Genomic DNA, 25,652 nt, shown 5'->3' with positions numbered 1-25,652 from the left:
GCCGACCGCGAAACCAACCTACGTCAGGCCCGGTACAGCCTGCGGATCACATTGATCGCCCGGTCGGTGTAGGGCGGGTAGGTGAGCCGGAGATCGGGGGTGAACGGCTTGCGCAGCACGGCCTTTCGGTTGCTGAGGGTTTCAAATCCCGATCTGCCGTGGTACCGCCCCATCCCGCTGGAGCCGACACCACCGAAGGGGAGCTGGGGCGCCACGAGCTGGTAGGTGAGGTGATTGACCACCGCTCCCCCGGAGCTGACCTCGGACAGCACACGACGGCGAGCCCGCGCCGAACGCGTGAAGACATAGGAGGCCAGGGGTTTCGGCCGTGCGTTGACGAAGGCGATGGCCTCGTCCAGTGAGTCGACGGAGAGCACGGGCAGGATCGGCCCGAAGATCTCCTCGCTCATGACCGGTTCCTCGGGGCTCGGGTCAACCAGCACGGTGGGTTCGATCGTCAGTGTGGTGGGATCGGAACCGCCCCCGAGCGCAACCCTCGACGCGGTGTGCGCGAGGTACCCGGCCAACCGGTCGAACTGGCGCTCATTGACGATTCGCACGCCGCGCGTGGGTTCTTCCGCCCGGAATTCGTTGAGACTGCCGATGATTTGGTCGATCAGTTCGTCCCGGACGGCGCGTTCGACCAGCACGTAGTCCGCCGCGAGGCAGGACTGGCCGGAGTTGGCGACCTTCGTCCAGGCGACGCGACGGGCGGTCACGGCGAGGTCCGCGTCCCGCATCACGATCGCCGGGTTCCGACCGCCGAGTTCGAGCGTCACCGGTGTCAGGTGCGGCGCGGCCCCCGCCAGGATCTTCCTGCCGATCTCGGTGCCGCCGGTGAAGAACACGTGGTCGAAGCCCTGTGCGAGCAGGCTCTGGGTGGTCTGCCCGTCACCCTCGACCACGGCGATGGCGTCGGCGTCGAGGTATTCGGGGAGAATCCGGGCCATCAGGCGCGAGGTCGCGGGAGCGAGCTCCGATGGCTTGACGACCGCGCAGTTCCCCGCCGACAGTGCGGCGACCAGCGGTCCCAGGGTGACCGACAGAGGTGCGTTCCACGCCCCGATGACGAGCACCACCCCCAGCGGCTCGTACTGCACCCAACCGAGCGCGGGCATCTGCTGCAGCGGCAGCGGGCGCGGGCGGCTGCGCATCCACCGGCGCACCCTTTTGCGTGCGTGGGCGGCCTCGATCTTGTTGGGGAGGATGTCGACCATCCAGGACTCGAAGGCATCACGTCCGAGGTCGTCGGCCAGGGCCCGGGCGATCTCGGCCTCACGCTCGTCCAGCATCCGCTCGATTCCTCGCAGTTGATCGATGCGCCATGATGCGGGTCTGGTGCGGCCGACAGCGTAGGTCGCCCGGAGCCCCGTGACGATCTCGGGAATCGTGATGCCCTTGTCAGTGGTGCCGGGGTGTGCGTTCAGCGTCTTCTTCGCGGCTTCCTCACCTCGATGTGAGTTCGGCGCGGCACGACATGCGGTCGACGATGGTGAGTTTCGTGGAGCCGAAACCAGCAGATCACTCGCCGACATGAACCGCCTCGTGCAATCAGATGCTATCGGCAATACTGGTGGAACCACAGGGGTGCCACACATCCGACCTGTCCGGGGTGGTCGATGACCACACTCGACGAATCCTCTCGCCTGACAACGCGTACCGCGGTCGGCCCCGGATCGAGACTGCGAACCTGCGCAACGAACCTTGATCTGTCGCCGACATGGCAACACCCCGCGATAACCCTCGTGCCCAACATTTTTCGCGTGCCCGCCGCGCCCGACTCGCAGTGGTGGCGGTATGCCGAGCCGAAGCAGAGCTGCCGCGCCGAGGGCGGGCGAGCAGGTCACGGTGCGAGCACGTAGCGGCCGCGCACCCCGCCCGTGGCCACGGCCCGGTGGGCGTCGGCGACGCGGTCCAGCGGTACGACCGCGTGCACGCGTGCCGGAAGTTCACCCGATGCGGCGCGGGCGAGCAAGGCGGCCAGGCGGACACCGTCGGGTTGGGTGTTCACGGAGGCGACGGTGATGCCGCGCTCGGTGGACGGTTCGAGGTTCGGCCGGACGCCGACGTACCGGCCGCCGTCACGGACCAGGGCGAGACCCCGCTCGAGCATGGACGCGCAGTCCGCAACGGCGTCCCACCCGGGTTGGGCGCGGGTGGTGAAGTCAGCACCGAGGCTGCGGACGAACTTCTCGTCGTCCGCCCGGGCCAGCCCGGTCACCCGCCAGCCGCGGGTCGGCGCGAGGATGGCGAGGTATCCGCCGACCGCCCCGGCCGCGCCGGTCACCAGTAGTCGGTTGCCGTCAGCGGGCGCGTCGCCGAGCAGGTCGACGATCCCGGCCGCGGCCGACCCGTTGAGCGGCACGGTCGAGGCCGTCACCAGATCCATGTCGTCGGGCACGACGGCGACGTCGGTGGTCGGCACGACCAGTTGCTCGGCGTAGGTGCCGAAGTCGCGGTCGAAGCCGCCGACGAGACCGGCGACCCGGGTCCCGACGGCGAGGTCCACGCCCGGTCCGGCGGCGAGGACGGTGCCGGCGAAGTCCCAGCCCAGGCCGGTGTGTTCGGGTTGGTCGATCAGTCCCGCGGCGTGGAAACGGCCCTCGGCGACGGCGAGGTCGACGGGGTTGACCGGCGCCGCGGCTATTGCGACCCGCACCTCGCCGGGTCCGGCGTCGACGACGGGAACGTTGATGAGTTCGATCGAGCCGGGTCCGCTGGGGGTGCGGACGACGGCGGCGCGAAAGGTCGCTGTGTTCATGACGTCGCTCCTCCTGCTTGTCTGTGGGGACCCCCTCGCTTCATGATTGGTGGGTAGCTTCCCAGCGGGAAGTACGCACTTCGAAGTGCGTAAGCCACCCTCCGCGAAGAAGGAGCGGGGCGATGCCGACCACGACGGCTGCCCAGAAACGGGCACAGGCAAGGCAGGAGTACGACGCGTTCCTGGCGAGCTGCCCCAGCCGCCGGCTACTCGACCGGATCTCCGACAAATGGGTCGCGCTGATCCTGGCCGCGCTCGGCGGTGGACTCGCGCGACCGACCGGTCGCAGACCGCGCGACGCCCTCGACGGGACCGCCCCCGGAGACCGGTGTGGCCGGTCCCGGGGGCGGGTGAGCTGGATTCGGCGCTGCTAGGCGAGCTCGGCGAGCGCCGTCTCGATCTCCGCAGGCAGGACGGTCGGCTCGAAGCGCTGCACGACCTTGCCTTCGGGGTCGACGAGGAACTTGGTGAAGTTCCACTTGACCGCGTCGGTGCCGATCGACTCGGGCATCGTCTTGCTGACGTGCTCGAACAGGAAGCCGTGGTCCGGGCCGAAGTCGCCGGGCGCCTCGGCGCGCAGGTGCTGGTACAGCGGGTGCGCGTCGTCGCCGTTGACGTCGATCTTGCCGTACACCGGGAAGGTGACGTCGTAGTTGACGCGGCAGAACTCCTGGATCTCGGCGTCGGTGCCGGGTTCCTGGCCCGCGAACTGGTTGCACGGGAAGCCGATGATCTGCAGGCCGAGATCGTCGGACTTGCGGTTCAGTGCCTCGAGGCCCTCGTACTGGGGGGTCAGGCCGCACTTGCTGGCGACGTTGACGATGAGCAGGTACTTGCCGGCGTAGCCGCTCAGGTCCTCGGTGGTGCCGTCGGCGGTCGCGACGGTGAAGTTGTGGACGCTCATGAACACTTCCTCTTGATGTCGTGCGGATGGAACGGAACAGCTGTTTCGGATCGTGCACAGGAATTCTCGTGTACAGGGGTTTCAGCGCGTTCTCGCGGCGTAGCAGGATGCCCTGAAATCACACTGGATGTTACGGCTCGCGTCCCAACCGTGGATCCTCCACACCACCGGCTCCGCCCGGCGCATGCACCGGACGCGGGCGGGCCGTGCCGAGGAATCGTCCGAGGTCGGGAACCTCTTCGATCGGACGAGCGCCGCCGGAACCACCTGGCAGTCGCCGAACGAACTGACGGCCGCCTGGAGACCATCTTCGGCTGCTGATCAGCGTCGGTCGTTCGCCACCACGGATGCCTTCGCGATCAACGAATGTAAACCCAGTGTCCAGCCGAGCACTGCTGCTTTCGGCCATCCGGGGTGTACGTGATCACTCCCTCTTCGCCCGTGCCACAGGGGCCCGCAACAGCTCCTCCGCCTCCCATCGTCCCCGGCGGGTTGGGCGGATTGTTCACCGCGTCGAACTGGTCGGCGCAGTACTGCGTCCACGGCGACCAGGAACCGTCGACATAAAAGGTGGTTCCTCGGTTGTGGACATTCTTGTCTGTTCCACACCCCGAAATCTGTTGGGGTCCGCGTATGGGCTCGAGCGGCTGGTCAGAAGTCACTTGCGGATCGAGTGGCGCCTCGTCCGGTTCCACAGGTGCGTCCTCAACATCCGAATAGCCGCCGGCCGCAGTCTCCTCCGGTGGCGGCGTCGCGGCTGCCACCGGAGCACTGCTGACGAAAGGCGTTGGGGAGACCGCCACGACAGTCGGAGTTGCAGACGATGCACCCCCCGTATCGGTCGGCGTGCTCCCGTCAGCACAACCGGCAACCACCAGCCCCAAAGCAACCAACCACACTGCAGCAGTTGTCCTCATCCCCACCCCCAGTTTCCGGACCGCGCCGAACCCCCGACACGGTCGATAGCCCGCGTGTCAACACCGAGAACATCGACGACTGCGGCACCAGCATTACAGGCCGGTCGGGCTCGCGGGGCGAACCGGCAGGCCCGGCAAGGAAATCCGAAATCTCCTGTGCATCCGAATCAACGCAACGCCGGGTCGATGCGAACCCGGTCAATCCGCTTGTAGCCCAGACCCTCGTCGCGGTCCGTGCGAGCCCGCGAATGTCGCTAGGGGGCCGGTGACCACTGCTGAATCGCGACCGTGACATCGGTCAGAGTGCTCGCATCAGTGCTGGCGGCGAACTGGAACGCCGGAACGTGACAGGCATCCAAGTCCATCCACCCGGCGTTCGCCGTGACCAGGGACGGGTCCCGCGGAGCCTGGTCCGTCGCGATCACGGTCGCGTTGGGATTCAGTGCGCGCCACCGAACCAGGATGCGACCACTGTCGCAGTGATTCTGGGGTGCGGTGTACGGCATGTTGTCCGGTCCCGGGGCCGCCGTCCACTGTCCCGGGAATGCCCGGGCCGTACCCGTCCAGGACCGCGACAGCGTCCATTCCGGAAGTGTCGTGGGGAAATCCGGCGAGGGCGCCGCCCCGGACCTGTTGGGGCCGGGCCACTGAGTTCCCTCCGCCGCGTGCGAATCGGGGTGAGCCTCGTCCGGTCCGGCGGTTGCGCTGTCAGCGTCCGCCGAGCCGCTGGACCCAGCGTCCGCGGGTTGCGGCGCGGTAGCTGCAATCGGGGCACCGCTCGTGAAAGGCGTTGGGGAGACTGCCGCGACCGTGGTGGTCACCGAGGACTCACCCCCCGTGTCGGCCGGCGTGCCGCCATCAGCGCAACCAGCGACCACCAGACCCGAAGCAACAAACCACACTGCAGCGGTTGTTCTCATACCCACCCCTTGTTTCCGGACCACCCCGAACCCCGACACGCACGACCCGCGCGTGTCCCGACACCGAGAACATCGGCTGCCTGTGCACCACCATTACAGGACCGACGCGTTCGCCGGGACAGGAGGGGAATCCAGAACCACTCCCGCGCATCCGGATCCACGCACACTGTGCGGTGTAACGAACACGGCAAACCGGACGATGCTCGAAGCATGAAAATTTCACATCGATTTGCTTCAGCCGCAGCCGCCGGGCTTCTGGGCACTGCGATGTTCGTTGCGGCGCCGGGCGTGGCCGGCGCTGCCGATTCTTGTCAGCTCGGGTGGTCGAATGTGGGACCACGAACGTGCGCCATGACCGACGTCGGAATGGCCCCGGTGTGGACGCTCGGAAACGGCATCTGTGCAGGCATGCTGGTCGCTTCCGGGAACGCGTTCGACGGACCTCTGTGGGAGTACTCCGCAGCTCCGGGGGCCGTCCATTCCGTCGAATTGAGAATCTCGCAAGGCTTCTCACCGCTCGGCGAGTGGGCGCCGACCGTCCTGGCGTGCGACGTGACTGCGATCGTCGAGTGGCAGAACCTCGACACCGGTCAAAGTGGCACGGTGAGCCGGTACGTTCCCGCGAGCAACACGAGCACCCGGCCGATGAACGTGCATGTGGGTACGGGCCCGGGACGCGTTCGGCTCACCTTGCGGACCGACCACCCGAGCATTCCTGTTTCGACGGAGGTGGTCGTCCCCTGACGCCACCGCTGGGGGTGACGGCCCGGGGTTCCGCACCTCGCCGCCGCTCACGTCATCGAGCAAGACCCCGCAGGGCACTGACTCGAATCACCGGAAATGGGAGGCATATTCGCTGAAAGGTACCTGGCCGGTGGGGCTCGACCTGACGGCGTCGGCAACCGCCGAAGGAATGGGAGCCCAGTGGGCGGGCATCGCCGCCGCGAGGGAAGGCTTCAATATGTAGAGCAGGGCGAAGTTCACCATCCAGAGCGGCGGCGCCATCGACATGCCCACCTGCGAACTCACACCTGCCTTGGTATTGGTGACCAGTTGAGCTGTGCCCGAAATCTGCTGCGCTGCGAAGCCATAGACGGCCTGCACCGTGTAGGCCGACCGGTAGAGCGCCACCAGGCTTCGTGTCGCACCGTTGTTCCGCAGCCAGGTGCCCACGAACCCGCCGGGAGCGATCAACGAGTTCACCTGCCGCGTCGGCGCGTCCGCGTTGGCCGGACTCTCCAGCAGTCCGCTGGTGTTCACGTAGAGCCCGTAGCTGGCCAGAACCGACGGTATGGCGTGGCCGTCGACGTCGGAATAGAGAGGACGGCCGTTCGTATTGGTGAGGATCCGGGCGCATGCATCGATCACCTCGGCCGCTTCGCGGCTGCCGCCCACCCCGCCGCCGGTGACGAGGTCGCGATACTGCTGCTCGGACAACGCGTCACTTGGGTTCAGCCCGATCCGACCGGCGATCTCGTCCGCCGCCTGCTGACCGAGTGGCTGATTGAGCTGAGCCGGACCGGTCGTCTGCGTCGGTGCCAGGAGCTCGTAGCCGGGTGCCCCGGAGAAGGGGATCGCGAACCCGGTGTCGACCGCGTCTGCCGCGGGTGCGCCGCTCGCTGTCCGGCCGGCTGTCGGGGAGAGAAGACACACTCCGACGAGTGCCAGGACCGAGAGGGTCCTGGGGTAGCGCGCCGCGCCGTGTCGACGCGTCACGCGAGCCGGTCCACTCGACCCATCACCCAGAGATGCAGAGGGTTTCATGTCAGCTGCCGCCCACGCCGAGGGCGGTCAGCAGCACCAGCACCACGGTCACCACGGCGAATACGCCGTGCCCCGCGACGACGGCAACAGGGAAGTGCTTCTCCGCCGGGTCCGGTGCTGCGGGGGCGGGCGGGGCGCCGACAGCACCGGCCGCGGCGCGGTAGGTCGGTATCCATCGCACCAACATGGCAAATCCCAAGAGCGCGACGGGTATCAACAGGACGAAGGCAATCCAGGCAACCGCGTCCTTGTCGGCGACGAGGTAGACGATCCACACGATCAGACCGATCACGGCGAGTGCGAAGTGCCCGAATATCAGTGCCGGCGGAAAGTGGCTGCCATGTGGTTGTCGTGACCCGCCTTTGGCGATCCAGGTGGCCAGCATGTAGAAACCGCCGACCGCCGTCAGTAGCCACGTCACGAGCGCTGCGACACCCATGTCATCTCCTAACAAGTGGTGGACAGGACGGATGATTACGACTGCACCGACCGCTCGTGTCCGGGGGGCGGACCGAAACCCTCTGCCTGGGTTTCCTCGTCAGCTACCCGAACCCCGTAACGGAACGCGAGCTTGCCACCGAGATATCCGGACACGGACAGGGCGACCACGCTCACCACCGACAGCGCGATCTCCCCGACACTGACCGGATGTGGCTGCCCGTACTCCGACTGACGCCAGAGAAAGTTGACCGCGAACGCCGCTGTCACCGCGAGATTGAGGGCCATGTGCACCAGGCCGGTGCGGAACGCCGGCGTCCCCGGCGGTATTGCGAACAGGTCGAGGAAGCCGATCATCGCCGCGGCCAGAGCCCCGAGGACCCCGATCGCGATCAGCCACACCGATCCTTGGGTGAGGAAGCCAGGCTCGTCGACGACCCGCGACCCAATGTCGAACACCAAGCTCGCCACCCATGCCCCGATCGGCACGTTCACCAGGATCGGGTGGAACGGATGGCCGTACGGCCCGGCCAACCCCGCGCTGACCGGGTGCTTGCCTCGGTCCGCTTCGACTGGCACACCGACCACCTACTTCACGCCGGCGAGGTTTGATGGTTTCAGCGTGGTCCAATTGCCCAGTCCGGTCAAGACCACCCGTTCGGTTGCCGAAAGCCACTTTCTTTCCAGCGGCCACCTCGCACGTGCCGACGTCATCGCTGGACTGATCAGCGACGTCCGCACCCGCAAACCGGCCTGGCACCATCGATATCGTGCCACGTCAATTCTCCACTCGCTGTTGTGAAGTGGAGCCCTGCCTCAGGTCGTGGCCTCGGCCTTGTCGAATCGCGCGCGGTTCTCCTGGATCTCGTCGTGGTGGGTACCGGCCCAATCGATCAGGGTGGTGATGGCGATGAGCAGGGTGGCACCCAGATCGGTCAGTGCATACTCCACGCGCGGCGGCACTTCGGGATAGGCGCTTCTGGTGACGAGACCGTCACGCCGCAGCTGGCGCAGGGTGTGCGTGAGCATTCGCTGCGAGAGACCGGGAATGGAGCGCAGCAGGTCGGTGTAACGCAGAGGCCCGCCCCGCAGCGAACCGACGACGAGCACGGCCCACTTGTTGCCGGCCCGCTCGATGATCTGCCGAATGGTCTCCCCCTGCTCCGCCGGCCATCGGGAGCACGGCCCGGGAAGCGCCCCGTTGTGCCCCGTGTTCGGATCGGGTTCCATGGCGCACCTGCCTTCCGCACACGCGTGTGCGTTTTGTATCGCCTTCGATACTGCCCCATCATGGAGTCACGCACTATTCGTAAGGCACCAGTTCAGAGCTGTGTAACCAGGCACCGTCGACGAACGACCTTCCGCAGCGTCGATCGCCTGGATGCAGCCCGCTGGCACCTGCACGGGCGGCGGCCCCCGCGCCGGGCTGTCACGCCTCCGGCCGGTTTCGACGGTCGGGCTTCGCCCACGAGCAGCAGCGGAAGTTTCAGCCGATGCGGGAGCCCGCGCCCGCACCCCTCCCCGAAGGAAGACCATGTTCATGCGCGCCGCAACCGTTTCCCGCTTCGGCGGGCCCGAGTCAGTGGAGATCACCGAGGTCCCGGTACCGGTCCCGGGACCCGGGCAGGTGAGGATCAAGGTCGGCGCGGCTGCGCTGAATCCGGTGGACGTTGCCATGCGTTCGGGAGTCTTCGGCAACGATGGGGAGCGGATCGGTTTGGGCTGGGATGTCGCCGGCACGATCGATGCCGTGGGCGCCGGGGTCGACTGGGCGGTCGGGGACCGGGTCATGGGCCTGGCCACCGGCCACGTGAAACCGCTTGGCACACATGCCGATCACGTCGTGCTCGACGCGACCGCCATTGCCCCGTCGCCCGGATCCCTCGACGACGTGCATGCCGCGGCGCTCCCCCTCAACGCGCTGTCCGCCGCTCAGGCCCTGGACATGATGGCGCTGCGGCGGGGGCAGAGCCTACTGGTCACGGGAGCGGCCGGCGCAGTCGGAGGGCACGCGGTGGAGCTGGCTCACCGGATGGGCCTGGAGGTCACAGCACTGGCCTCTGTCGGTGACGAGCCCTTCCTGCTCTCGCGCGGAGCCGGGCACTTCCTGTCCCGCGGAGCGGACCTTGGGTCTGCCGATTTCGACGGCGTGCTCGACGCCGCGGGCCTGGGCCGTGAGGCGATCGACGCTGTCCGCGACGGTGGCTCGTACGTCGGCTTGTGGCCGGGGCAGGAACCGGAGTCGGAGCGCGGCGTCAGCGTCGACGCCCTGGACGTACGGGCCGACGGCGCCCAGCTCGCCGAGCTCTCCCGCCTCGCCGACCAGGGGGTAATCGTGGCCCGCGTCGCACAGACCTACCCGCTCGAGGATGCAGCGGCAGCCCACACCCGGTTGGCCGAAGGCGGCGTGCGCGGACGACTCGTTCTCATCCCCTAACGCCCGAACAGGCGCCCGACCGGGCCAGGGCAGGCGGTTCTCGCCGCGGAACGGCCGGCCGCCCCGACGGGGACGGTCCGGCCGCGGCGCGCTCTCAGGCGGCGATCAGGTCGTCGATCTGGTTGATCGCCAGCGAGGAACCCTCGATCACTCCCATGTCCAAGACCTGCTGCAGCGCCTCGGCCGACTCGAAGGTGCTCACGTAGGTTGCGCGAGTGCCGCCGTCATGCTCGGCGAAGGTGTAGACGTTCCGGGAGACCGGCAGGGCGGGGTTCGGGTTGAAGTCCGTGTCGGCGAAACCGTCGACGAAGGAGAAGCTCGTCGGCTCGTCGACCGCCGTGATCTGCCAGTATCCGGCGAACTTGTCGCCGTCCGGTCCGGTCATGAAGTACGTCGTGCGGCCACCCGGGGTGAGGTCGTGGTCGACCACGGTCGCGGGGTGGCTCGGCGGGCCCCACACCTTCTCGAGCTGGCGCGGGTCGGCGTAGATCTGCCAGATCCGCTCCACCGGTGCGGCGAAATCGGCCGTGATGGTCAGGGTCAGGTTGTCGAGATCTTGCTTGACGTCGGTCACAGGCATTCCTCAGCCCTCCTTGGTCGAGTCTGATGCGATGAGTTCGTCGATGCGTGCGATGCGCCCACGCCACACCTGCTCCAACTCGGTGAGCATGGACGCCACCGATCGCACCGCCGCCACGTCGCCGCTGGCCAGCTGCTCCCGACCACTGCGTCGCTTGACGAGCAGCCCGGCCTTCTCCAACACGGCGACGTGCTTCTGCACCGCGGCGAAGCTCATGTCGTACTCAGCCGCGAGCGCGGAAACCGAGTGCTCCCCGGCGAGCACGCGGCGCATGATGTCGCGCCGGGTGCGGTCGGCGAGCGCGTGGAACAGGGCGTCCGCCCGGTCCTCGTCGTCTCCATTCACAGTTCAAACATACAACCGCTTGGTTGTAGATTGTCAAGCCCTTTCGGCAATGCCGTCCACGCACCCGGCGCGCGGTCAGCAGTCGAACACCGACCAGCAGATGGCATTCCGCAGCTGCTGGTCGTCGAGGACGAGCTCGCGAATCGCCTCCGGAAGCCGGCCCCGCTGCCACCGGCACTCGAATCGCCCTGCGGCCTCATCCTCGCCGTCCGGCGCGGCAGCACGCGCGGCCTTGATCGCATAGGCGGCCGCACCGAGCTCGTGCGCGGCGACGTGTGCGACGACCCCGGCCTGACCGGCGGCGTACGCGGCGTGCCGTGCCGCCCCACGCAGGTCCCTGGCCGCGCCCATCGCGTGACCACCCGCGGTGCGAGCCTGGGTCATCGTCACCTCGCCACGCGCCCAGGCACGGGCATGCTCGATCGCCTGACGCGGCCGCGGGTCCTCGGGCCGAACCGACTCGAAGTACCCGAGGACGTGCTCCGCGCACGACGCCGCCCACAGAGCGAGGAGATGGTGATCCGAATCGGTGAGCGTCCCACCGCGACGGATCGTCACGAACCGAGGGTCTCGGACCTTCGGAAGGATCATGGTTGACACCCCTTCTGCTCGCATCCACCCAACACCCAAGGGGGCGCAGGCGCGACCGGGCCGTTGCGCCGGCACGGGCAGTCCGGAATTCGGGCCGCTAGGCCCGGCCGGGCAAATGGGCGCGAGACCGCCCGCAGGCCACCCGGTCGCTGCTAGTTTTACGCGGTCAACACGGCGGGCGACGTCCGCATCACTCGGAAATTCGGCCGGCCCGGCTCGGGTGCCGACCACCGCTGTCGTCCTGGGGGTTCAATGACATCGACATCGCAGGCGAATCCGCTGGACCTGCTGCGCTCGGACGTTGCGTCCTGGAATTCCCAACGGGCCGAACGCGACTCGAGCGTCAGCCTCGTCGATGCCGATCTGTCGGGCGCCAACCTGGCGAACGCCGACCTCGCGGGCGTGGACCTCACCGGCGCCGACCTGTCGGGAGCCGACCTCACGGACGCCACGCTCGCGGGGGCCGATCTGACCTCCGCCGAGTTGGTCGGCACCGACCTGGCGAGGGCGGATCTCACGGGGGCGGTCGCCCATGACGCCAACTTCACCGGCGCGTATCTCACCCGGGCCGTCCTGCGGAACGCCGACCTGACGATGGCCTACCTGACGTCGACCTATCTCGGGCACGCGGATCTCACCGGCGCAGACCTCTCCGGTGCGTACATGACCGGCGCGAACCTCGCCGCCGTCGACCTGGCCGGTGCCGATCTCACCGACGCCACCATGCCGGACGGCACGGTGCCCGACTGACCGGCGGCGACCGGCAAGGGCACCGAACCCGATCGACCGCCGCTTCCGACGCCGCAGGTGTCCCTCATCGGCGTTGATCACCTGGTCGAGCCGGACGTACTCGTCGAAGTCGAGGCGCCCGCCGTCATCGGCTGAACACGATCAGGACATCACCACACCCGAAGACACATAGCAGGGCAGCAAACCCGCCACCTGGCTCAGGACGGGACCCAGCCCGACGCTCGCCGGAACCGCGGCATTCATGAACGCGAAGCCCTGGGCGCCGGTGGTCAGGTTGGTCCACTGGACGATGGCTCCGTTCCACTTCGCCAGCGGCGCGGTGGTCGTGTAGTTGATTCGGTCGGGTGCCACCCGCTCGGCCGTGAATGTGAGCCATTCGCCGGGCGCGCAACTCGATATCGAGGACGGTACGAAAGCGGCGGGCGCGGCCGACGCGGCCGGCGGTGCCGCCAACGAGAATGCGCCCACCACCGCGATCAGCCCCGCCGTTCGACCAAGAGCTTTGCCTTTGCACGTGAACATCGGAAATCCTTTCGTCGTACCGGGTTCTGCCCGCTCCAAGTTGACGAATCCGCGTCACCGAGAGTTGACGGCTTTCTGAAGCGATGGCCCGAGGCGGACACACTCGGTCGGCCGTCGAGACATGCGGTGACGTCGACGACGTGAAAGACGCGGGCACCGGCCATCGAAGGCGCAGGATCGCCTCATCCTTCGTCCTGTGGTCCACACGGAAGCAAGTCAGACAATCCTATCCCCTCAACTCCGGACAGAGGGGATCCGAATGTCCGAGCATCCCACTCTGGACCACGAACAATGTTGGAACTGTTCCAAATTCGTCTTGGGGCATGCGGCGGTGCGCGACCACCGACCCGTCGAGCGTCCGGACCGATGCAGCGGCATCCGGGGGACCGCGATGCCGCACAATGGTGAACCGTGACGACACTCGAGGAAGTTGCACCGCACGTGTTCCGTGCCACCGGAACGGACGTGAACGTGGTGATCCTGCGCGACGGCGACGCCCTGACCCTGATCGACGGCGGCTACCCCGGCGACGTCCGCGCGGTGGAACGCGCCATCCACTCACTCGGCCGACGTCCCGAGGACATTCGGGGGATGCTGCTCACCCACGCCCACATCGATCACATGGGTGCGATCGTCGCCTTCCACGAGCGCTACGGGACACCCGTGTTCACCGACCCCACCGAGGTCGCCCACGCACGGCGCGACCATCTCGAGCAGGCCACCGGCAAGGACTTCATCCCGATGGTGCACAGGCACGGCGTGCTGCCGTGGCTGCTGCGGATCGCGCGGGTCGGCGCCACCAGGTCGCTCTCCGTGAGCGACGCTCGCGCGTTCACGTCGGGCGGCCCTCTCGACCTGCCGGGCGCGCCGGTGCCCGTCGCGACCCACGGCCACACCTCCGGCCACACGGCGTTCCACCTGCCGCAGCACGGGGTGATCATCACCGGCGACGCTCTCGTCACGGCGCACCCGCTGTCGAAAATCATCGGCCCGCAACTGCTCCCACCGGTCTTCGATCACGGGAAGCCGGACACCGTCGCCGCACTCGACCATCTCGCGGTTCTCGACGCCGACACGGTGGTCCCCGGACACGGGCCCGCGGTGTCCATGCCCATCTCGGCAGCCGTCGAGCAGGCCCGCGGGCGAGCCCGCTGACCGGCACATCCAGCCGAGGACCGATGCACCGCACTAACCGCTCGCCGGGTATCACGAGAATCTCAAACATCTTGCACCCCTTGATGATCCGGCGGACACTGCGCGCGGATGCCACCGGGTTCTCCGGGCGCATCGACCGATCCCGACGCGACACGCGGGACAATTCATACGCATCACTAACAATGCAGGTCTCGGCAGATCTGATTGAATCGATCCATCAACCGGGGGTTCGCGAGGGATCCTCTGGGGAGGATGGACAGCCTTGGACGACCAACCGATCACCGCAGGCGAGTGCACGGAGCCGGTACAACTGGCCGGGCGGGACTCGTGGTTCGTCTACTCCGAACTGACAGATCGGCAGCACTCGCCGGACGTCATCACGACGGTCTACGTTTTCGACACCCGTCACGATCCTCACCCCATTCGGACCCACGCCTCAGCCGCGTCCTGGATGCGAGATCGTCTGGATCGGGCCGAGGTGCTCCGCCGACGACTGGTCCGGGTACCCGGCGATCTCGACCACCCGTACTGGAGCTTCGCGCCCGACGTCGATCTGGACCACCACATCCGCGTTCAGCGCATCGGCGAAACGTCATGGCGGGCCCTGTCCGATCATCTTGCCGAAACGACGAAGCAGCCGGTTGACCTCGCTCACAGCCCCTGGGAATTGCACCTGCTCACGGAGATCCGCGGTGTTGCCGGGATCCCCGACGACGCGACCTTGGTCGTGCTGAGGTTTCACCACTGCGCCACGGACGGGCTGGGCGCCGTCAAGGTTGCCCGAGCACTGTTCGACGACCCGGAAGCCGTCTCCTGCCTCGAAGGGAGGAGGGGACCTATCCGCGGTCCGGTGTCGTCGCTGCTTCGCCTGCCGGCGCAGTTCATCGGCTTGGGCAGGTCCCTGGTGAGGTCCGCCGCGGCCCGGCGCGACCTCACCGCGCTGGTCGAGTCCGGCGCGCTGTCCACGCCCCGACATCGTCGCCCGCGCACCCGGTTCAACGGCAACCAGAGCGGGCAGCGGACGTTCGGTCGAGCGAAGTTCGCGCTGTCGGATGTCCGGGAGGTCGCCAGAGCGACCGGGACGTCGGTCAACGACGTCGTCCTGGCGATCGTCGGCGGCGGGTTGGGCGCATATCTCGACGGCCTCGGAGAAGCGCCCGATGGCGCCCTCGCCGCGCAGGTCCCCCGTTCGATCCGGGACAGGTCCCATGTCGCCGCGTCGAACAAGATCACCACCATGTTCGTCGATCTTCACACCGACGAACCGACACCGATCGAACGACTGCGGCGCATCCACGAATCGGCAATCGCCGAAAAGGCTCGGGTGCAACATCAATCGGCCATCGACATCGAGTCGCCGATCGACCATGCGCCGGCGATCTACCTCCGGATCGCCCTCCGCCTCTCCCAGCGAAAGTCCGCCGCGGCAGCGAGAAGCACGGAGAGCACGGTCACATGGGCGAACACCCTGGTCACCAGTATGCCGCGCGGTGCCGCGGACCTGATGTTCGGCGGCAGTCCCGTCGTGGACGGGTTCTATGTCCCCCCGATCCACCCGGGAGCCGGTCTGTCACACAGTGTGGTGTCGATCGGGGACGTGCTGAGTGTGGAGTTCACGTCCGACGCGGCGATGATGCGGGACCCGGACGCATACGCACACCTCCTCGAGGCCGCGTTCGACGAACTGCGCGCGCTGCCCGAGGAATAGCACGGGCGGAGCGCATCGACCGAATCTGTTGGACCCGTTCGGAATCCACAACCATTCCCGCGCCGCTGCTGTGGCCGACCGCGCGGACGGGCCCACCCGGGCAGCCGAACTCGCACCGGCGCCGGCAACCCTGTCCACACCGTCGTCGACGCGTGCGACACCGGGCTCCGCGCGCGACGAGTGGCCGGCACCGCCCTCACCGAACGGATGGCCTACTGTCACCGTGTAGTCGAACCACGCGAGGGGACCTTCCGGATGACGGCAGACAGGTACAGGGCGTCGGCTGCGGCGGCGCTGGCCGTCGCGGCCCTGGGTGTGTCGGGCTGCGCCGAGTCCTCGTCGCAGCCATCCGTCACCGCGGCGTCGGCACCGTCCCCCGCGACCGCATCCGGGGCCGTCCTCCAGCTGCGGGCGGGCGACCGACCGGCCGAACTCGCGGGCCGTTGGACCTCGGCGGTCGACCCTGCAGAATCCGTGACGTTCAATCCGGATGGAACAACGAGCCGCGACTACACCGGAGTCCCGCCCCGTAGCGGCACCTGGGCGATCGTGGGACGGGACGACGCCCCCGACCTTCCGCCGTCGACCGCACCGGACACGACGATCCTCGAGATCGTCGACGACGCCGACCATCTGTCCGTTCGGTATGTGCTGCTCTCGGTCACCGAGCAGGAGCTGACCCTGAGCCACGTCCCACGAGGCAACACGCTGCACTACGTCAGATAGATCCGCGGGCAGTGCCTGCCCGCGTGTGCGCGGTGGTGCGCGACAGCGGCCGGCGCCGACTCAGTCCCCGCCGACCGGGTAGGCCTCGGCGAGGAGCCCCAGTCTTGTTGCGGCGCCGAGCGCCTCGTCCTTCGAATGGGCCCCGAGCTTCCGATACAGGGTCCGCTGCTGCGTCTTGACGGTGTTCACCGAAACGAACAGGTTCGCCGCCGCTTCCCGCACCGAACTTCCGTGTGCGAGTTCGGTGAGGACCGCCTGCTCCCTTTCGGTGAGCCGCACCACCTCGACCGGCCCCGGAAAAACTGCGGGGACGTCCGTGCCCTGCAACTGCGCGCCGACGTGCGCGCCGCCGAGAGTCACGAGGCGGTCGATCGCCCGGCGAGGAATGGTGGCCAGCGGTGCGCGAAGTCCCGTCAGTTCCGCGAGCTTGCCCGCGTGCTGCCATGCGACGACGGCCGCACCGGGCTCATCGAGGTCCAGGTGCGCGGCGGCCTCGACGAGTCGGCATCCCAGATGCGCACGCGGGTGGTGCCGACCCGGCTCGTCGAGCCGCCGGCACAGTGCCAGCGCACCGGCCGGATCTCCGGTCAGGAGCCGGGCCCGCGCGGCCGACACCGCGATCCACGGGTCGTCGGTGTCGGCTGTGTCCACGATCGCCAGCGCGCGGTTGCCCTGGCCGAGGGCGAGCCGCAACTCGATCTCGGCCGCGGTCAGCAGCGGCACCGCGATACCGTCCCGGAAGGTCGCGTGATGCAGCGGCAGGGTCCGGTGGAGGTCGACCAGACCGCGGTGTGCATCGCCGCTGAGCAACGCGTGCCTGCACCGCGCGTACGCCACCAGCGCCCACAGTTCCTCGGTCGGATCAACCTCGCCCAGTTCGCCCAGGGTCCGGCCTGCCGCGGCAATGTCGAGCTGGTCCAGTGAGATCAGGGCACGCGCCACCATGCCCGCCACCCGCACCTTGGGCTCCAGCCAGCCGACGGGCTCGGCATGGGTGTGCTCGTCCGCGAGCCACTCGAGAGCGCGTCGCGGCTCACCCACGAGGGCCCAGTTCAACGCCGAGCTGCCCGCGGCGTTCCGGGCGATGAACGCGACCCCGTCCGCGACCGCGGCCCGGTATGCCGCCGTGAGTTCGACATTGGATTCGGCGAGATCCCCGGCGAGTTGGTAGGTGATCCCCCACTGCAGGCGCATGATCGGAAGCTGTGCGGTCACCTCGTCCGGCAGCGTCTCGGCCACACTGCGGCTCAGGTGCGCCAATCGGCGGCTGAATTCGGCAGCTGCCCGGAACTCGCCGGACACCCGCAGCATCAGCGACTGGACGCACCCGGCGGTCAGGAGATCCGTGGCGTCGGGCGCCGTGAGCTGCTGGAGTGCCTGATCGTCGTACGGCAGGACCGTCGTGTTCACCGGCACCTGTCCGCCTGCGAACACGAACAATTCGCGTCCGGCGCGAATCGCGGGCTTGTCCACGAGCATCTCCGCGGGGAGCAACTCCAGCGCTGCCCGCAGCAGGCTCATCTGCTCGGCGATCATGTCCGCCCAGTGGGCTTCGACGAGATCGACGGCCAGATCCCAGTCCCGCGCATCGAGGGCCAGCCGCAGGGCGGTGAAGGGTTCACCGCGGTCGACGTGGAACCGGGCGAGCCTCCCGATGTTGTGGGCTGTGGCCACCCCGTTGTCCTGCGCGATGCCGAGCAGCACGTAGCGGACCGCGGGGGCGAACTCCCAGCATTCGTGTTCGGACTGCGTGTGGCGGCCCAGTACCCCGGCCGCCTCCAGCCGCTCCAGGTGGTCCTGCGGGTTCCCCTCGTCGACCAGGAACGACGCGACGGCCGGCGTGAGTTCGCGTGCCGTTGCCAACCGAAGCAGCACCTCGGGTGCGACATCGACGATGTCCGGACGTTCGAGGAAAAGGTCTCGCACCCGTCGCCGAAGCGCGCGTTCCACCGCGTAGTCGAGACGGGCTCCGCGCCCGGCGCCGCGCGGGATGCCCCGCGCGGCTGCCACGGCGACCCTCAGCAGGGCGGGCATCCCCCGCGCCTTCTCGTGCAGTTGCTCGAGTTCACCCGGTTCCAGGTGGACCGACGCCTCTTCGGCCAACGACCTGGCTGCGGCCGGACTCAGCCGCAGATCGTCCGCGGTGATCAGGTCGTGACTGCATCCGAGTGCCGCGAGATCCGCGAGGCAGCCACCGTCGCACACCGTCGCCACGACCTTCAGGTGCCTGCATCCGCCGAGCGCCCGCAATATCCCGGCCTCGACCTCGTCGCTGCCCAGCAGGTCGACTCGATCGAGGATCAGAAGTATCCGGGGCGAGGCGGGACGGTCCGGCACCGGGCCCCCTCGTCGGCGCCGGGAGCCCGCGTCGGCCGTCCCGCATTCCGGGCACGCGGCCCTGGCCCGGACCGAGGCCCAGTATGCGTCGGGATCGATGTCACGGGTCGGCCTGTCCATCCAGACGACCGACTCGGTCACCGATTCGCGGCTCTGTAGCCAGTTGCCGACCAATGCCGACTTGCCGAACCCGAGGGGTGCTCGCAGCACCACCAGCCGCACGTCCCGGTCCAGTCGACCGAACAGGTGGTCATGCATCATCATCGCCACACCAGGGAACTCGGTAGCGCAGCCCGACAACCTCCGAACAGATCAAGCACTGAACCCAACCCCGCTCTTCATCCCGGTCGCCGGGCCGACCGGCCTCCCAGCCGGTACACCAACACCCAGAGCCCCGTCCGCCGCCAATCCGAACATGCGGGGCCGACCGTCGTTCGCCCACGCATTCATCCAGTCAGCGATTCACCCGCTAATTCTCCGAGATGCCGGCGAACACCTTTACGACGACCCGGACAAATGTGACAGCCATCACTCCGCGGTCCGGGTTCCCGCGGAGACGACGCAACGAGCAGCAGACGATGACAATCGCCGACTCGACCCGGCTCAGCTGCCAGGACAGCATGGAACCGACATGTCCCGGCACCCAGAAATCACGCTGACGATCCGTTCACTCGGGAAGACGTTGCAGCTCAACACGGTACGGCTGGGCCCCGGGTCATGCCGGGAGGGAAGCGAGTGACGTGGTGCCGCTATCCGGTGGGGCTCGGGGTCGGCGCCGGCGCCAGGGACAGCCCGGCGTAGATCTGGTCGAGGATCGTCGGCAGCAGGGCGTTTGCCGTGGTCTTGCCGTCGGGCGACAGGGTCAGGTTCGTCCAGACCACGAGCGTCACGTCGTTGTCCGGGTCGTAGCCGATGAAGGAGTTGAAGCCGGGCAGTTCACCGCCGTGGTAATACATCGCGGCGTTCGGGCCGAATCGCTGATGGCTGATGCCGTAGCCGTACCGCTGCCCGTCTGGGTTGCCCGGGTCCTCGGGTTGCGGACTGTCGAGCCACTGCTGCTGAAAGGTGGGATCGAAGACCTTGCCCGACACCAGCGCCCGGATCCACGTCGCCATGTCGTCGGCCGTGGAGACGGCACTGCCGGCGGCGGTGGCGTAGGAGGGGTTCTGGTTGGTGTAGTCGTGGGGCTGGAGGGTGCCGTTCCGGGCGGCGGCCTGCATGTCGGCGGGGTACTCCTGGTCACCCATCGCGTACGCCGATCCGCCGTACATGTAGCCGTGCGAGTAGGGCTCGGGCAGGGTGGTGTCGTCCGCGGCGGGAAGCGAGGTCTGCCGCAGGCCGTGCGGACCGAGCAGCCGGTCCTCGAACTGTTGCGCCAACGGGCGCCCGCCGACGGCCTCGGCGACCAGCCCCAGCAGTGCATAGTTCGTGTTGTTGTACTCGTATTCCGTTCCGGGCGGGAAATTCGGCGGGTGCGCGAACGCGAGGTCCAGAACCTCCTGGGGTGTCCATGACTTCGTCGGGTCGGCGTCCATGGTGGCCGACAGCTCGGGCGCATTCGTGTAGTTGTAGAGCCCGCTGCGCATCGTCAGCAGTTGAGCGATGGTGATGTTCTCGCCGCCCGGCACGCCCGGGACGTAGGCGGACACCGGGTCGTCGAAGCGGAGCTTCCCGTCCTGCACGAGGAGGACGGTCAGCGCCGCCGTCATCGTCTTGGTGTTCGAGGCGATCCGGAAATGCGTATCAATGGCCGGCGGCGCCTGCGTGCCCCGCTCGGTGGTGCCCACGAGCGCCTCGAAGCTCCCCTGCGGGGTGCGCAGCCGTACCACCGCCCCGGGAGCGAGCAACTCCTTCGCGGCCGCGTCGACCGCCGCCTGGAACGCCGCAGGATCGATGGACTTGAGCGCGGAAGACATTGGGGCGGAGACGGTCCCGGTGGTCGAGCCGATCGCTGCGTCCGATGTCGGAGCGACCGTCGGCTCGGAATTCGTCGAGCAGCCCGCGATCACGAGTGCGCCGGACGCCGCGAGTACGGCGAGGCGAGCGGTCCGGGCCGGCAGGAACCCCGCGCGCAGATCGCTCATCGTCGGTCACACCGCCTCGGCACCAGAGTCCGAGCGCCGCACCGGCTGCGCGGCACCAGCTGGGCAAACCTCCCTGCCATCGTAGCCCGCACCCGCGCGCCGGACAGCCATCTGTCGCGGCCGTGATCGACTGGGTCGCGGTCACCACACCAAGGTGGTGTCCCGAACCCGCACCCTCCCGAAGAATCGCCTGCCGCCCTCCGCATCGTCGCGGTTGTACGCGTTCATGACCGACGCCAGCTCGTCGGCGAGGGTGCGCAGCGCCGGCGTGACCGTCTCGATGCCGCCGTCGTTCACCCAGCCCCAGTGCTCGGGAACGCCGTCGATCGTGATGACGATGCCCGCATCGTGCGGCGTCTCGACGGCCAAGGTGATTCCCGGTGGGGCGTTGCCGATGGGGTCCGCGACCGCCGGAAGTCCGTCCGGCGTGTTCGCCGTGAACACCGACCGGGCGAGCGCGATGTCGCCACGGATCAGGTCCGCGATGTGCGCCAGGCCCGCATGCCGCCCGACCCGGCCGTGCCCGGCACCGCGGTCGGGTCCGCCGGAGTGATCGCGAATGCCGGTCCTCCCGAGGATCCGGTCGAGCATCCGTTGCGCCACCGCCCGTTCGCTGTCGCCGGTGCGCGGGTGGTCGATCAGCGTTCGCAACCGATCGATTCGGGGGCTCGCATCCGATGCCATCGATGCAGGCTACCGCCTTCGGTGCGGCCGACCCGACGTGCCCGCTCGACGATCCCGCCGCGGACCCCTCTCCCCATTCAGCTACCGACAGGCAAGCACCGGATCGGCCCGTATTCCGTCCGCGTCGCCGTCGCACCCCGACGCAGGACGAACGCGTCGATCCCCCACCTCGCGCCGCCGTCGATCTGGTAACGATTCAGCAAATTCGTGGTCCGTCTGGTTGGATGCGACAGTATGACGACCGACATGCAGGCGGGCCGGCATGCCGATCCGAGCACTCCGGCCACCGACAGCGGCCGAGTCCCGGATGGGCCGCGGGCCGCTGTCGGCGCGGGGACCTCCGGCCGGTCCGTGGCCGCGAGGGTGACGGTCGCGCTGGCGCTGGTCGGCCTCGTTGTCTGCGCGATTCTGCTGGTCGCCGACTTCCGGACCGACGGCGTCAACTGTGGAAGTCCGGCATCACCCCATGCCCAGGGCGTGATCGGTGCGGATCGGTTCGAGGCATGCGGCGAGGAGCTCGACACCCGCCGGGCCTTGGCCTGGATCGGACTGGGCGCAACCGGAATCGTCGCGGCCCTCGGCTGCGTCGCATCACGGTCGAGCAGAGAATCCACTCAGGCCAAACCTTCCTCGAAGCCCTGACGCCACGACGGGTAGCGCAACTGCCAGCCGAGCTCCCGTTTGGCCTTGGCGTTGGAGAACCCGCGTCCCTCGGTCATCATCGTCACCGCCACCTCCCCTGCCAGCAGCCGCGCCAGCCACTTCGGGACCCGCATCGGCGGCTTCGCTCCCGCGCACTCGGCCAGGTACGGCAGCCACTCGCTCGCCGGGGCGGGCTCGTCGTCGACGATGTTGAACACCCCCTTCGCCTGCTGCTCGACGGCCAGCACGGTGGCGCTCGCCGCGTCGTCGAGATGCACCCACGAGCTGTAACCGGTGCCGCCCCCTACGAGCGGGAACTGCCGCTTGCGGATGAGTTCGACCTGATCGTCGCTGGCACCGGGCCCGTACAGCCCGCCGTACCGCAGGGCGGCGCCACCGGCCGCGACCACCACCTCCTCGACGTGGCGGATCGCCTCCATCCCCGGCCGCGCCTTCGTCCCCGTCTCGGGATCCAACGGATCCTCCTCCGTCTTCACCCATCCGCCCCGGCGAATGCCGTTCCAGCTGGCGTAGCTCTGCGCGACCACGTGGGACACCTCGTTCGCCTCGGCGGCGGCCAGCAGATGATCGGTCCCCTCCGTGCGCAGCCGATTGGTGGTGGCGAACCAGCGGTCGATGTGCTTCATGTCGGGCTTGCCGCCGTGCGTGAGGGAGATCGCGGTCATCTGGTGCACGATCGCATCGGGTTTGGCCTGTGCCACCGCCGCACCGACCGACCCGGCGTCGAGCCCGTCCATCACGAGCGCCTCGGCGCCCAACCGCTCCACCAACTCCAGTTTGTCCGGGCTCGTCGTCGTCGCCGTCACGTGGTGCCCGCGCGCCACCAGTTGCGGCACCAGCCGCCGTCCGAGGACCCCGGCCCCGCCTGCCACGAAGACCCGCATGACCATCACCTTCCCGATTCCGGATTACGTCTCCCCTGCATCTCTGACGAAACAGCCGGGCGGTGTGTGACGGACAGCGACGGCTACCGCCGGCCCGTTCCCGGCATTCCGGTCGCCGCGCCGTGAATCATCCCGGGCCGACGACGTGCCGGTCGATAGAGTCGAAGACCTGTTGCTGTCGACCGGGCGGGAGTTGTTTTCGATGAAGTTGGCAGAGGCGTTGGCGCTGCGCGGCGACGTCGTCCGCAAGGTTGCCCAGCTGCGCGAGCGCATCGTCGCCAACGCCCGGTACCAGGAGGGCGAGCAACCGGCGGAGGACGCGGGCGCCCTCCTCGCCGAACTCGACCGGACTCTCGACGAACTCGAGCAGCTCATCCGCCGCATCAATCGGACGAACGCCCGGGCCACGCTCGGCGACGGCACCGTCACCGATGCACTGGCCCGCCGAGATGTGTTGCGGCTGCGCCACTCTGCCGTGACCGCGGCCGCCGACGCCGCGTCCGGTCGTGAGGATCGCGGCTACGGCCGCCAGTTGCGCTCGGAACTGGTCCACATCGCCGCCGTGCCGGTGTCCGAACTGCGCGCCACCGCGGACGATCTGGCCCGCGCGATCCGCGAGGTCGACACCCGGATCCAGCAAACCAACTGGGAGGTCGAACTGCTCGACTGAGCACAGCGTCGGGAGCAGGTAGCCGATCGGAGAAGCGAGCACACACCGCGGCCGGCGGTTCATCCGGCCACCTGTACGGCGCCGAGGGCAGCGCCACACACGAACGACGCAGCCCAGCACGCCGAACAGGTGAAGGCGCATCGCGCACAGTTATCACCAGGTGCTGATCTCCGCTCGGTGAGGGCGGGCACGGGGCACCCCGACACGCGAACCGGTCAGTCGCCGTCGGCGAGGTCGTCGAGGACCGCCGACAGCCTCCGCAGCGCGGCAAGCGCATCGGCCAGTTCCTCACGCCCGAAGGCCTCGACGAGCCGGCCGGCGAAGTCGGCGTGCGCCGGATCGATCGCGGACACCGCCCGACGTCCGTCCGGGGTCGGCGAGACGAGCTTCGCCGGCCGGTGGGCCGGGTTCTCCTGGTATTCCGCGAGTCCACGGGTGACGAGCAGATCGGCGATCCGCTGGACGCTCTGCCGGGTGATACCCATCTCGCGGGCGATGTCGGCCACGGACAGTGGCCGCGTCAGGACGGCACCGAGAACCTGCCACCACGCAGCGGTCAACCCGACCGGTCGGGCGAGATCCTCTGCGACGGCGAGGAACTGCCCGTTGAGCCGGAACGTCCCCAGCGCCAGACCGCTGAGCAGGTCCTGGTCGTCGCGCACGCTCACTCCGCCATCAGTTCGTATAAGCCCTGCGGATCGCGCTGCCCGTACAGCTTGAACCACGACGCCAGGACGTGCGGTTCGTAGACGTCGAGACGTTCGAGGATCTCGCGGGCGAAGTGGACCGGGGCGTTGGCCGCCCCGGTGATCAGGTCTCGGTCGGTGACGGCAGGCTCGTCGCGGTACAGGTGCCCGCCCGCGTAGCCGACGCCGGCGAGGAACTCGGCGGCGTTGCTCGTGTGCTGTCGATCGTCGAGCAGGCCGGCCATCGCCAGGCCGCCGGTGGCACCGCAGATGGCGGCCACCGGCACTCCGGCGTCGAGGAACTCGCGAGCCTTGGCCGCGAAGGGGGTGAACTGCTCGGTGTGCCAGATGTCGTTGCCCGCCAGGATGAGCATCGCACTCTCCTGCGGCCGGAGCTCGCCCAACGCCGCGTCAGGGAGGACGCGCAGGCCGCCCATCGTCCGGGTCGCGCGGTCGTCGGCACCGACGGTGGCGACGGTGAACCGGCCCGGCTCCCGGTGCCGCATCGGCTTGTTGATGTGGTCGATCGCGAAACCGATCTCCCAGTCGACGAACGTGTCATAGATTGCCACGTGCACCGTCTCAGTCATGACAGAAGACCGTCATGACGACAGCATGCTGTCAATACCGGCGCCGAGAGAAGGGATCGGTCACCGCGCCATTCGGCTGACGGGTCTTCCATCGCGGTATCGCTCGGATTCCGAGAGCCCGCCCCAGATTCCGTACTGCTCACCGATGCCCAGCGCGTGCTGCCGGCACTCCTGGACCACCGGGCACTCCGCGCACAGCGCCTTGGCGGTTCGCACGCGCCAGGCGCGAGCCGGACCGCGCTCCCCCTCCGGATGGAAGAACATCGCGCTGTCCATACCCCGGCATCGGGCACGCAACTGCCAGTCCCATGCCTCGACGGTTGCCGTGGGCAGCGCACTCACCACACCGAGCCGAGCCATTGCCATCGGTGAAAATCCTTTCGTTCGTGAGGGTTACGCGTCCGGATGGGCGCCTTCGACCGTGATTTCGGGCCGGTCAGCCGAGGGCGCGCAGCCGCGGCGCCAGATCCCGCTCGAACAACTCCAGGAACCGCCGCTGATCATGACCCGGCGCATGAAACACCAGATGATTCAAA

Annotated in this window: 26 protein-coding genes and 1 pseudogene; 9 read left to right on the top strand and 18 right to left on the bottom strand. The window is 68.4% G+C overall.

Going from position 1 to position 25,652, the window contains the following annotated elements:
- Nucleotides 1-23: 23 nt before the first annotated feature.
- Nucleotides 24-1,427, bottom strand: a complete 1,404-nt coding sequence (locus ACWEPG_RS25340) for an aldehyde dehydrogenase family protein (RefSeq protein ID WP_452595659.1) — start codon at nucleotides 1,425-1,427, stop codon at nucleotides 24-26.
- A gap of 416 nt (nucleotides 1,428-1,843) precedes the next feature.
- Nucleotides 1,844-2,761 (bottom strand): NADP-dependent oxidoreductase, encoded by a 918-nt coding sequence (locus ACWEPG_RS25335; RefSeq protein ID WP_450114009.1) that lies wholly within the window; start codon nucleotides 2,759-2,761, stop codon nucleotides 1,844-1,846.
- Nucleotides 2,762-2,883: 122 nt separating this feature from the next.
- On the opposite strand from ACWEPG_RS25335, the pseudogene ACWEPG_RS25330 reads away from it, so the two are divergent.
- Nucleotides 2,884-3,045: pseudogene (locus ACWEPG_RS25330) on the top strand (winged helix-turn-helix transcriptional regulator); the annotation flags it as partial.
- An 86-nt stretch (nucleotides 3,046-3,131) separates the two neighbouring features.
- On the opposite strand, the gene ACWEPG_RS25325 reads toward ACWEPG_RS25330, so the two are convergent.
- Entirely contained in the window at nucleotides 3,132-3,665 is a 534-nt protein-coding gene (locus ACWEPG_RS25325) for a glutathione peroxidase (protein WP_450114010.1), read from the bottom strand.
- Nucleotides 3,666-5,853: 2,188 nt separating this feature from the next.
- On the opposite strand from ACWEPG_RS25325, the gene ACWEPG_RS25320 reads away from it, so the two are divergent.
- On the top strand, nucleotides 5,854-6,246 hold the full coding sequence (locus ACWEPG_RS25320) for a hypothetical protein (RefSeq protein ID WP_450114011.1): 393 nt from the start codon (nucleotides 5,854-5,856) through the stop codon (nucleotides 6,244-6,246).
- An 87-nt stretch (nucleotides 6,247-6,333) separates the two neighbouring features.
- Here ACWEPG_RS25320 and ACWEPG_RS25315 read toward each other — a convergent pair whose 3' ends face one another.
- The 4 genes from ACWEPG_RS25315 to ACWEPG_RS25300 all read right to left on the bottom strand — a co-directional run bounded on the left by ACWEPG_RS25315 (nucleotide 6,334) and on the right by ACWEPG_RS25300 (nucleotide 8,934).
- Complete coding sequence (locus tag ACWEPG_RS25315; RefSeq protein WP_450114012.1) at nucleotides 6,334-7,266, bottom strand: hypothetical protein; 933 nt, start codon at nucleotides 7,264-7,266, stop codon at nucleotides 6,334-6,336.
- 1 nt (nucleotide 7,267) lies between these two features.
- The gene (locus ACWEPG_RS25310) at nucleotides 7,268-7,705 is read right to left on the bottom strand and encodes a hypothetical protein (RefSeq protein ID WP_450114013.1); all 438 of its coding nucleotides are present in this window, start codon (nucleotides 7,703-7,705) and stop codon (nucleotides 7,268-7,270) included.
- A 35-nt stretch (nucleotides 7,706-7,740) separates the two neighbouring features.
- Nucleotides 7,741-8,283: a DUF2231 domain-containing protein gene (locus ACWEPG_RS25305; protein ID WP_450114014.1), complete on the bottom strand. Its 543-nt coding sequence runs from the start codon at nucleotides 8,281-8,283 to the stop codon at nucleotides 7,741-7,743.
- A 237-nt stretch (nucleotides 8,284-8,520) separates the two neighbouring features.
- Nucleotides 8,521-8,934: a winged helix-turn-helix transcriptional regulator gene (locus ACWEPG_RS25300; RefSeq protein ID WP_450114015.1), complete on the bottom strand. Its 414-nt coding sequence runs from the start codon at nucleotides 8,932-8,934 to the stop codon at nucleotides 8,521-8,523.
- 310 nt (nucleotides 8,935-9,244) lie between these two features.
- On the opposite strand from ACWEPG_RS25300, the gene ACWEPG_RS25295 reads away from it, so the two are divergent.
- Nucleotides 9,245-10,141 carry an NADP-dependent oxidoreductase gene (locus ACWEPG_RS25295; RefSeq protein ID WP_452595610.1) on the top strand — a complete coding sequence of 299 codons (897 nt, stop codon included), beginning with the start codon at nucleotides 9,245-9,247 and terminating at the stop codon, nucleotides 10,139-10,141.
- 94 nt (nucleotides 10,142-10,235) lie between these two features.
- Here ACWEPG_RS25295 and ACWEPG_RS25290 read toward each other — a convergent pair whose 3' ends face one another.
- The 3 genes from ACWEPG_RS25290 to ACWEPG_RS25280 all read right to left on the bottom strand — a co-directional run bounded on the left by ACWEPG_RS25290 (nucleotide 10,236) and on the right by ACWEPG_RS25280 (nucleotide 11,657).
- Complete coding sequence (locus tag ACWEPG_RS25290; protein ID WP_450114017.1) at nucleotides 10,236-10,721, bottom strand: SRPBCC family protein; 486 nt, start codon at nucleotides 10,719-10,721, stop codon at nucleotides 10,236-10,238.
- A 3-nt stretch (nucleotides 10,722-10,724) separates the two neighbouring features.
- Complete coding sequence (locus tag ACWEPG_RS25285) at nucleotides 10,725-11,066, bottom strand: ArsR/SmtB family transcription factor (RefSeq protein ID WP_450114018.1); 342 nt, start codon at nucleotides 11,064-11,066, stop codon at nucleotides 10,725-10,727.
- A gap of 75 nt (nucleotides 11,067-11,141) precedes the next feature.
- A complete protein-coding gene (locus ACWEPG_RS25280) occupies nucleotides 11,142-11,657 on the bottom strand; it encodes a putative immunity protein (protein ID WP_450114019.1) in 516 nt (171 codons plus the stop codon).
- 252 nt (nucleotides 11,658-11,909) lie between these two features.
- Here ACWEPG_RS25280 and ACWEPG_RS25275 point away from each other — a divergent pair, with 252 nt between their 5' ends.
- Nucleotides 11,910-12,407 (top strand): pentapeptide repeat-containing protein, encoded by a 498-nt coding sequence (locus ACWEPG_RS25275; protein ID WP_452595609.1) that lies wholly within the window; start codon nucleotides 11,910-11,912, stop codon nucleotides 12,405-12,407.
- A 141-nt stretch (nucleotides 12,408-12,548) separates the two neighbouring features.
- On the opposite strand, the gene ACWEPG_RS25270 is transcribed toward ACWEPG_RS25275, so the two are convergent.
- Complete coding sequence (locus ACWEPG_RS25270) at nucleotides 12,549-12,968, bottom strand: hypothetical protein (RefSeq protein ID WP_450114021.1); 420 nt, start codon at nucleotides 12,966-12,968, stop codon at nucleotides 12,549-12,551.
- Nucleotides 12,969-13,340: 372 nt separating this feature from the next.
- Here ACWEPG_RS25270 and ACWEPG_RS25265 point away from each other — a divergent pair, with 372 nt between their 5' ends.
- The 3 genes from ACWEPG_RS25265 (at nucleotide 13,341) to ACWEPG_RS25255 (ending at nucleotide 16,518) form a co-directional block, all read left to right on the top strand.
- Nucleotides 13,341-14,084, top strand: a complete 744-nt coding sequence (locus tag ACWEPG_RS25265) for an MBL fold metallo-hydrolase (RefSeq protein WP_452595608.1) — start codon at nucleotides 13,341-13,343, stop codon at nucleotides 14,082-14,084.
- Between the two features lie 262 nt (nucleotides 14,085-14,346).
- On the top strand, nucleotides 14,347-15,792 hold the full coding sequence (locus ACWEPG_RS25260) for a wax ester/triacylglycerol synthase domain-containing protein (protein WP_452595607.1): 1,446 nt from the start codon (nucleotides 14,347-14,349) through the stop codon (nucleotides 15,790-15,792).
- A 255-nt stretch (nucleotides 15,793-16,047) separates the two neighbouring features.
- The gene (locus ACWEPG_RS25255) at nucleotides 16,048-16,518 is read left to right on the top strand and encodes a hypothetical protein (RefSeq protein ID WP_450114037.1); all 471 of its coding nucleotides are present in this window, start codon (nucleotides 16,048-16,050) and stop codon (nucleotides 16,516-16,518) included.
- Nucleotides 16,519-16,578: 60 nt separating this feature from the next.
- Here ACWEPG_RS25255 and ACWEPG_RS25250 read toward each other — a convergent pair whose 3' ends face one another.
- The 3 genes from ACWEPG_RS25250 to ACWEPG_RS25240 all read right to left on the bottom strand — a co-directional run bounded on the left by ACWEPG_RS25250 (nucleotide 16,579) and on the right by ACWEPG_RS25240 (nucleotide 21,623).
- Complete coding sequence (locus ACWEPG_RS25250) at nucleotides 16,579-19,119, bottom strand: LuxR C-terminal-related transcriptional regulator (RefSeq protein WP_450114038.1); 2,541 nt, start codon at nucleotides 19,117-19,119, stop codon at nucleotides 16,579-16,581.
- 485 nt (nucleotides 19,120-19,604) lie between these two features.
- The gene (locus ACWEPG_RS25245; protein WP_452595658.1) at nucleotides 19,605-20,771 is read right to left on the bottom strand and encodes a serine hydrolase domain-containing protein; all 1,167 of its coding nucleotides are present in this window, start codon (nucleotides 20,769-20,771) and stop codon (nucleotides 19,605-19,607) included.
- 309 nt (nucleotides 20,772-21,080) lie between these two features.
- Nucleotides 21,081-21,623: a hypothetical protein gene (locus ACWEPG_RS25240; RefSeq protein WP_450114039.1), complete on the bottom strand. Its 543-nt coding sequence runs from the start codon at nucleotides 21,621-21,623 to the stop codon at nucleotides 21,081-21,083.
- 234 nt (nucleotides 21,624-21,857) lie between these two features.
- Between ACWEPG_RS25240 and ACWEPG_RS25235 the strand changes: the two genes are divergently transcribed.
- The gene (locus ACWEPG_RS25235) at nucleotides 21,858-22,265 is read left to right on the top strand and encodes a hypothetical protein (RefSeq protein WP_452595606.1); all 408 of its coding nucleotides are present in this window, start codon (nucleotides 21,858-21,860) and stop codon (nucleotides 22,263-22,265) included.
- Here ACWEPG_RS25235 and ACWEPG_RS25230 read toward each other — a convergent pair.
- Entirely contained in the window at nucleotides 22,238-23,170 is a 933-nt protein-coding gene (locus ACWEPG_RS25230) for an NAD-dependent epimerase/dehydratase family protein (protein ID WP_452595605.1), read from the bottom strand. The genes ACWEPG_RS25235 and ACWEPG_RS25230 overlap by 28 nt on opposite strands.
- A gap of 202 nt (nucleotides 23,171-23,372) precedes the next feature.
- Between ACWEPG_RS25230 and ACWEPG_RS25225 the strand changes: the two genes are divergently transcribed.
- On the top strand, nucleotides 23,373-23,840 hold the full coding sequence (locus ACWEPG_RS25225; RefSeq protein WP_450114042.1) for a DIP1984 family protein: 468 nt from the start codon (nucleotides 23,373-23,375) through the stop codon (nucleotides 23,838-23,840).
- Between the two features lie 215 nt (nucleotides 23,841-24,055).
- On the opposite strand, the gene ACWEPG_RS25220 is transcribed toward ACWEPG_RS25225, so the two are convergent.
- The 3 genes from ACWEPG_RS25220 to ACWEPG_RS25210 are packed head-to-tail and all read right to left on the bottom strand — an operon-like array spanning nucleotide 24,056 to nucleotide 25,482.
- Nucleotides 24,056-24,508 carry a MarR family winged helix-turn-helix transcriptional regulator gene (locus tag ACWEPG_RS25220; RefSeq protein WP_450114043.1) on the bottom strand — a complete coding sequence of 151 codons (453 nt, stop codon included), beginning with the start codon at nucleotides 24,506-24,508 and terminating at the stop codon, nucleotides 24,056-24,058.
- Nucleotides 24,505-25,116, bottom strand: a complete 612-nt coding sequence (locus ACWEPG_RS25215) for a DJ-1/PfpI family protein (protein ID WP_450114044.1) — start codon at nucleotides 25,114-25,116, stop codon at nucleotides 24,505-24,507. Before ACWEPG_RS25215 ends, ACWEPG_RS25220 begins: the two co-directional genes overlap by 4 nt.
- A gap of 60 nt (nucleotides 25,117-25,176) precedes the next feature.
- The gene (locus tag ACWEPG_RS25210; protein ID WP_450114045.1) at nucleotides 25,177-25,482 is read right to left on the bottom strand and encodes a WhiB family transcriptional regulator; all 306 of its coding nucleotides are present in this window, start codon (nucleotides 25,480-25,482) and stop codon (nucleotides 25,177-25,179) included.
- Nucleotides 25,483-25,652: the final 170 nt, after the last annotated feature.

The sequence above is a fragment of the Rhodococcus sp. NPDC004095 genome (genome assembly GCF_053604015.1).
The sequence above is the reverse complement of the archived record's forward strand: the minus strand, read 5'-3'. Positions and strand labels throughout refer to the sequence as shown.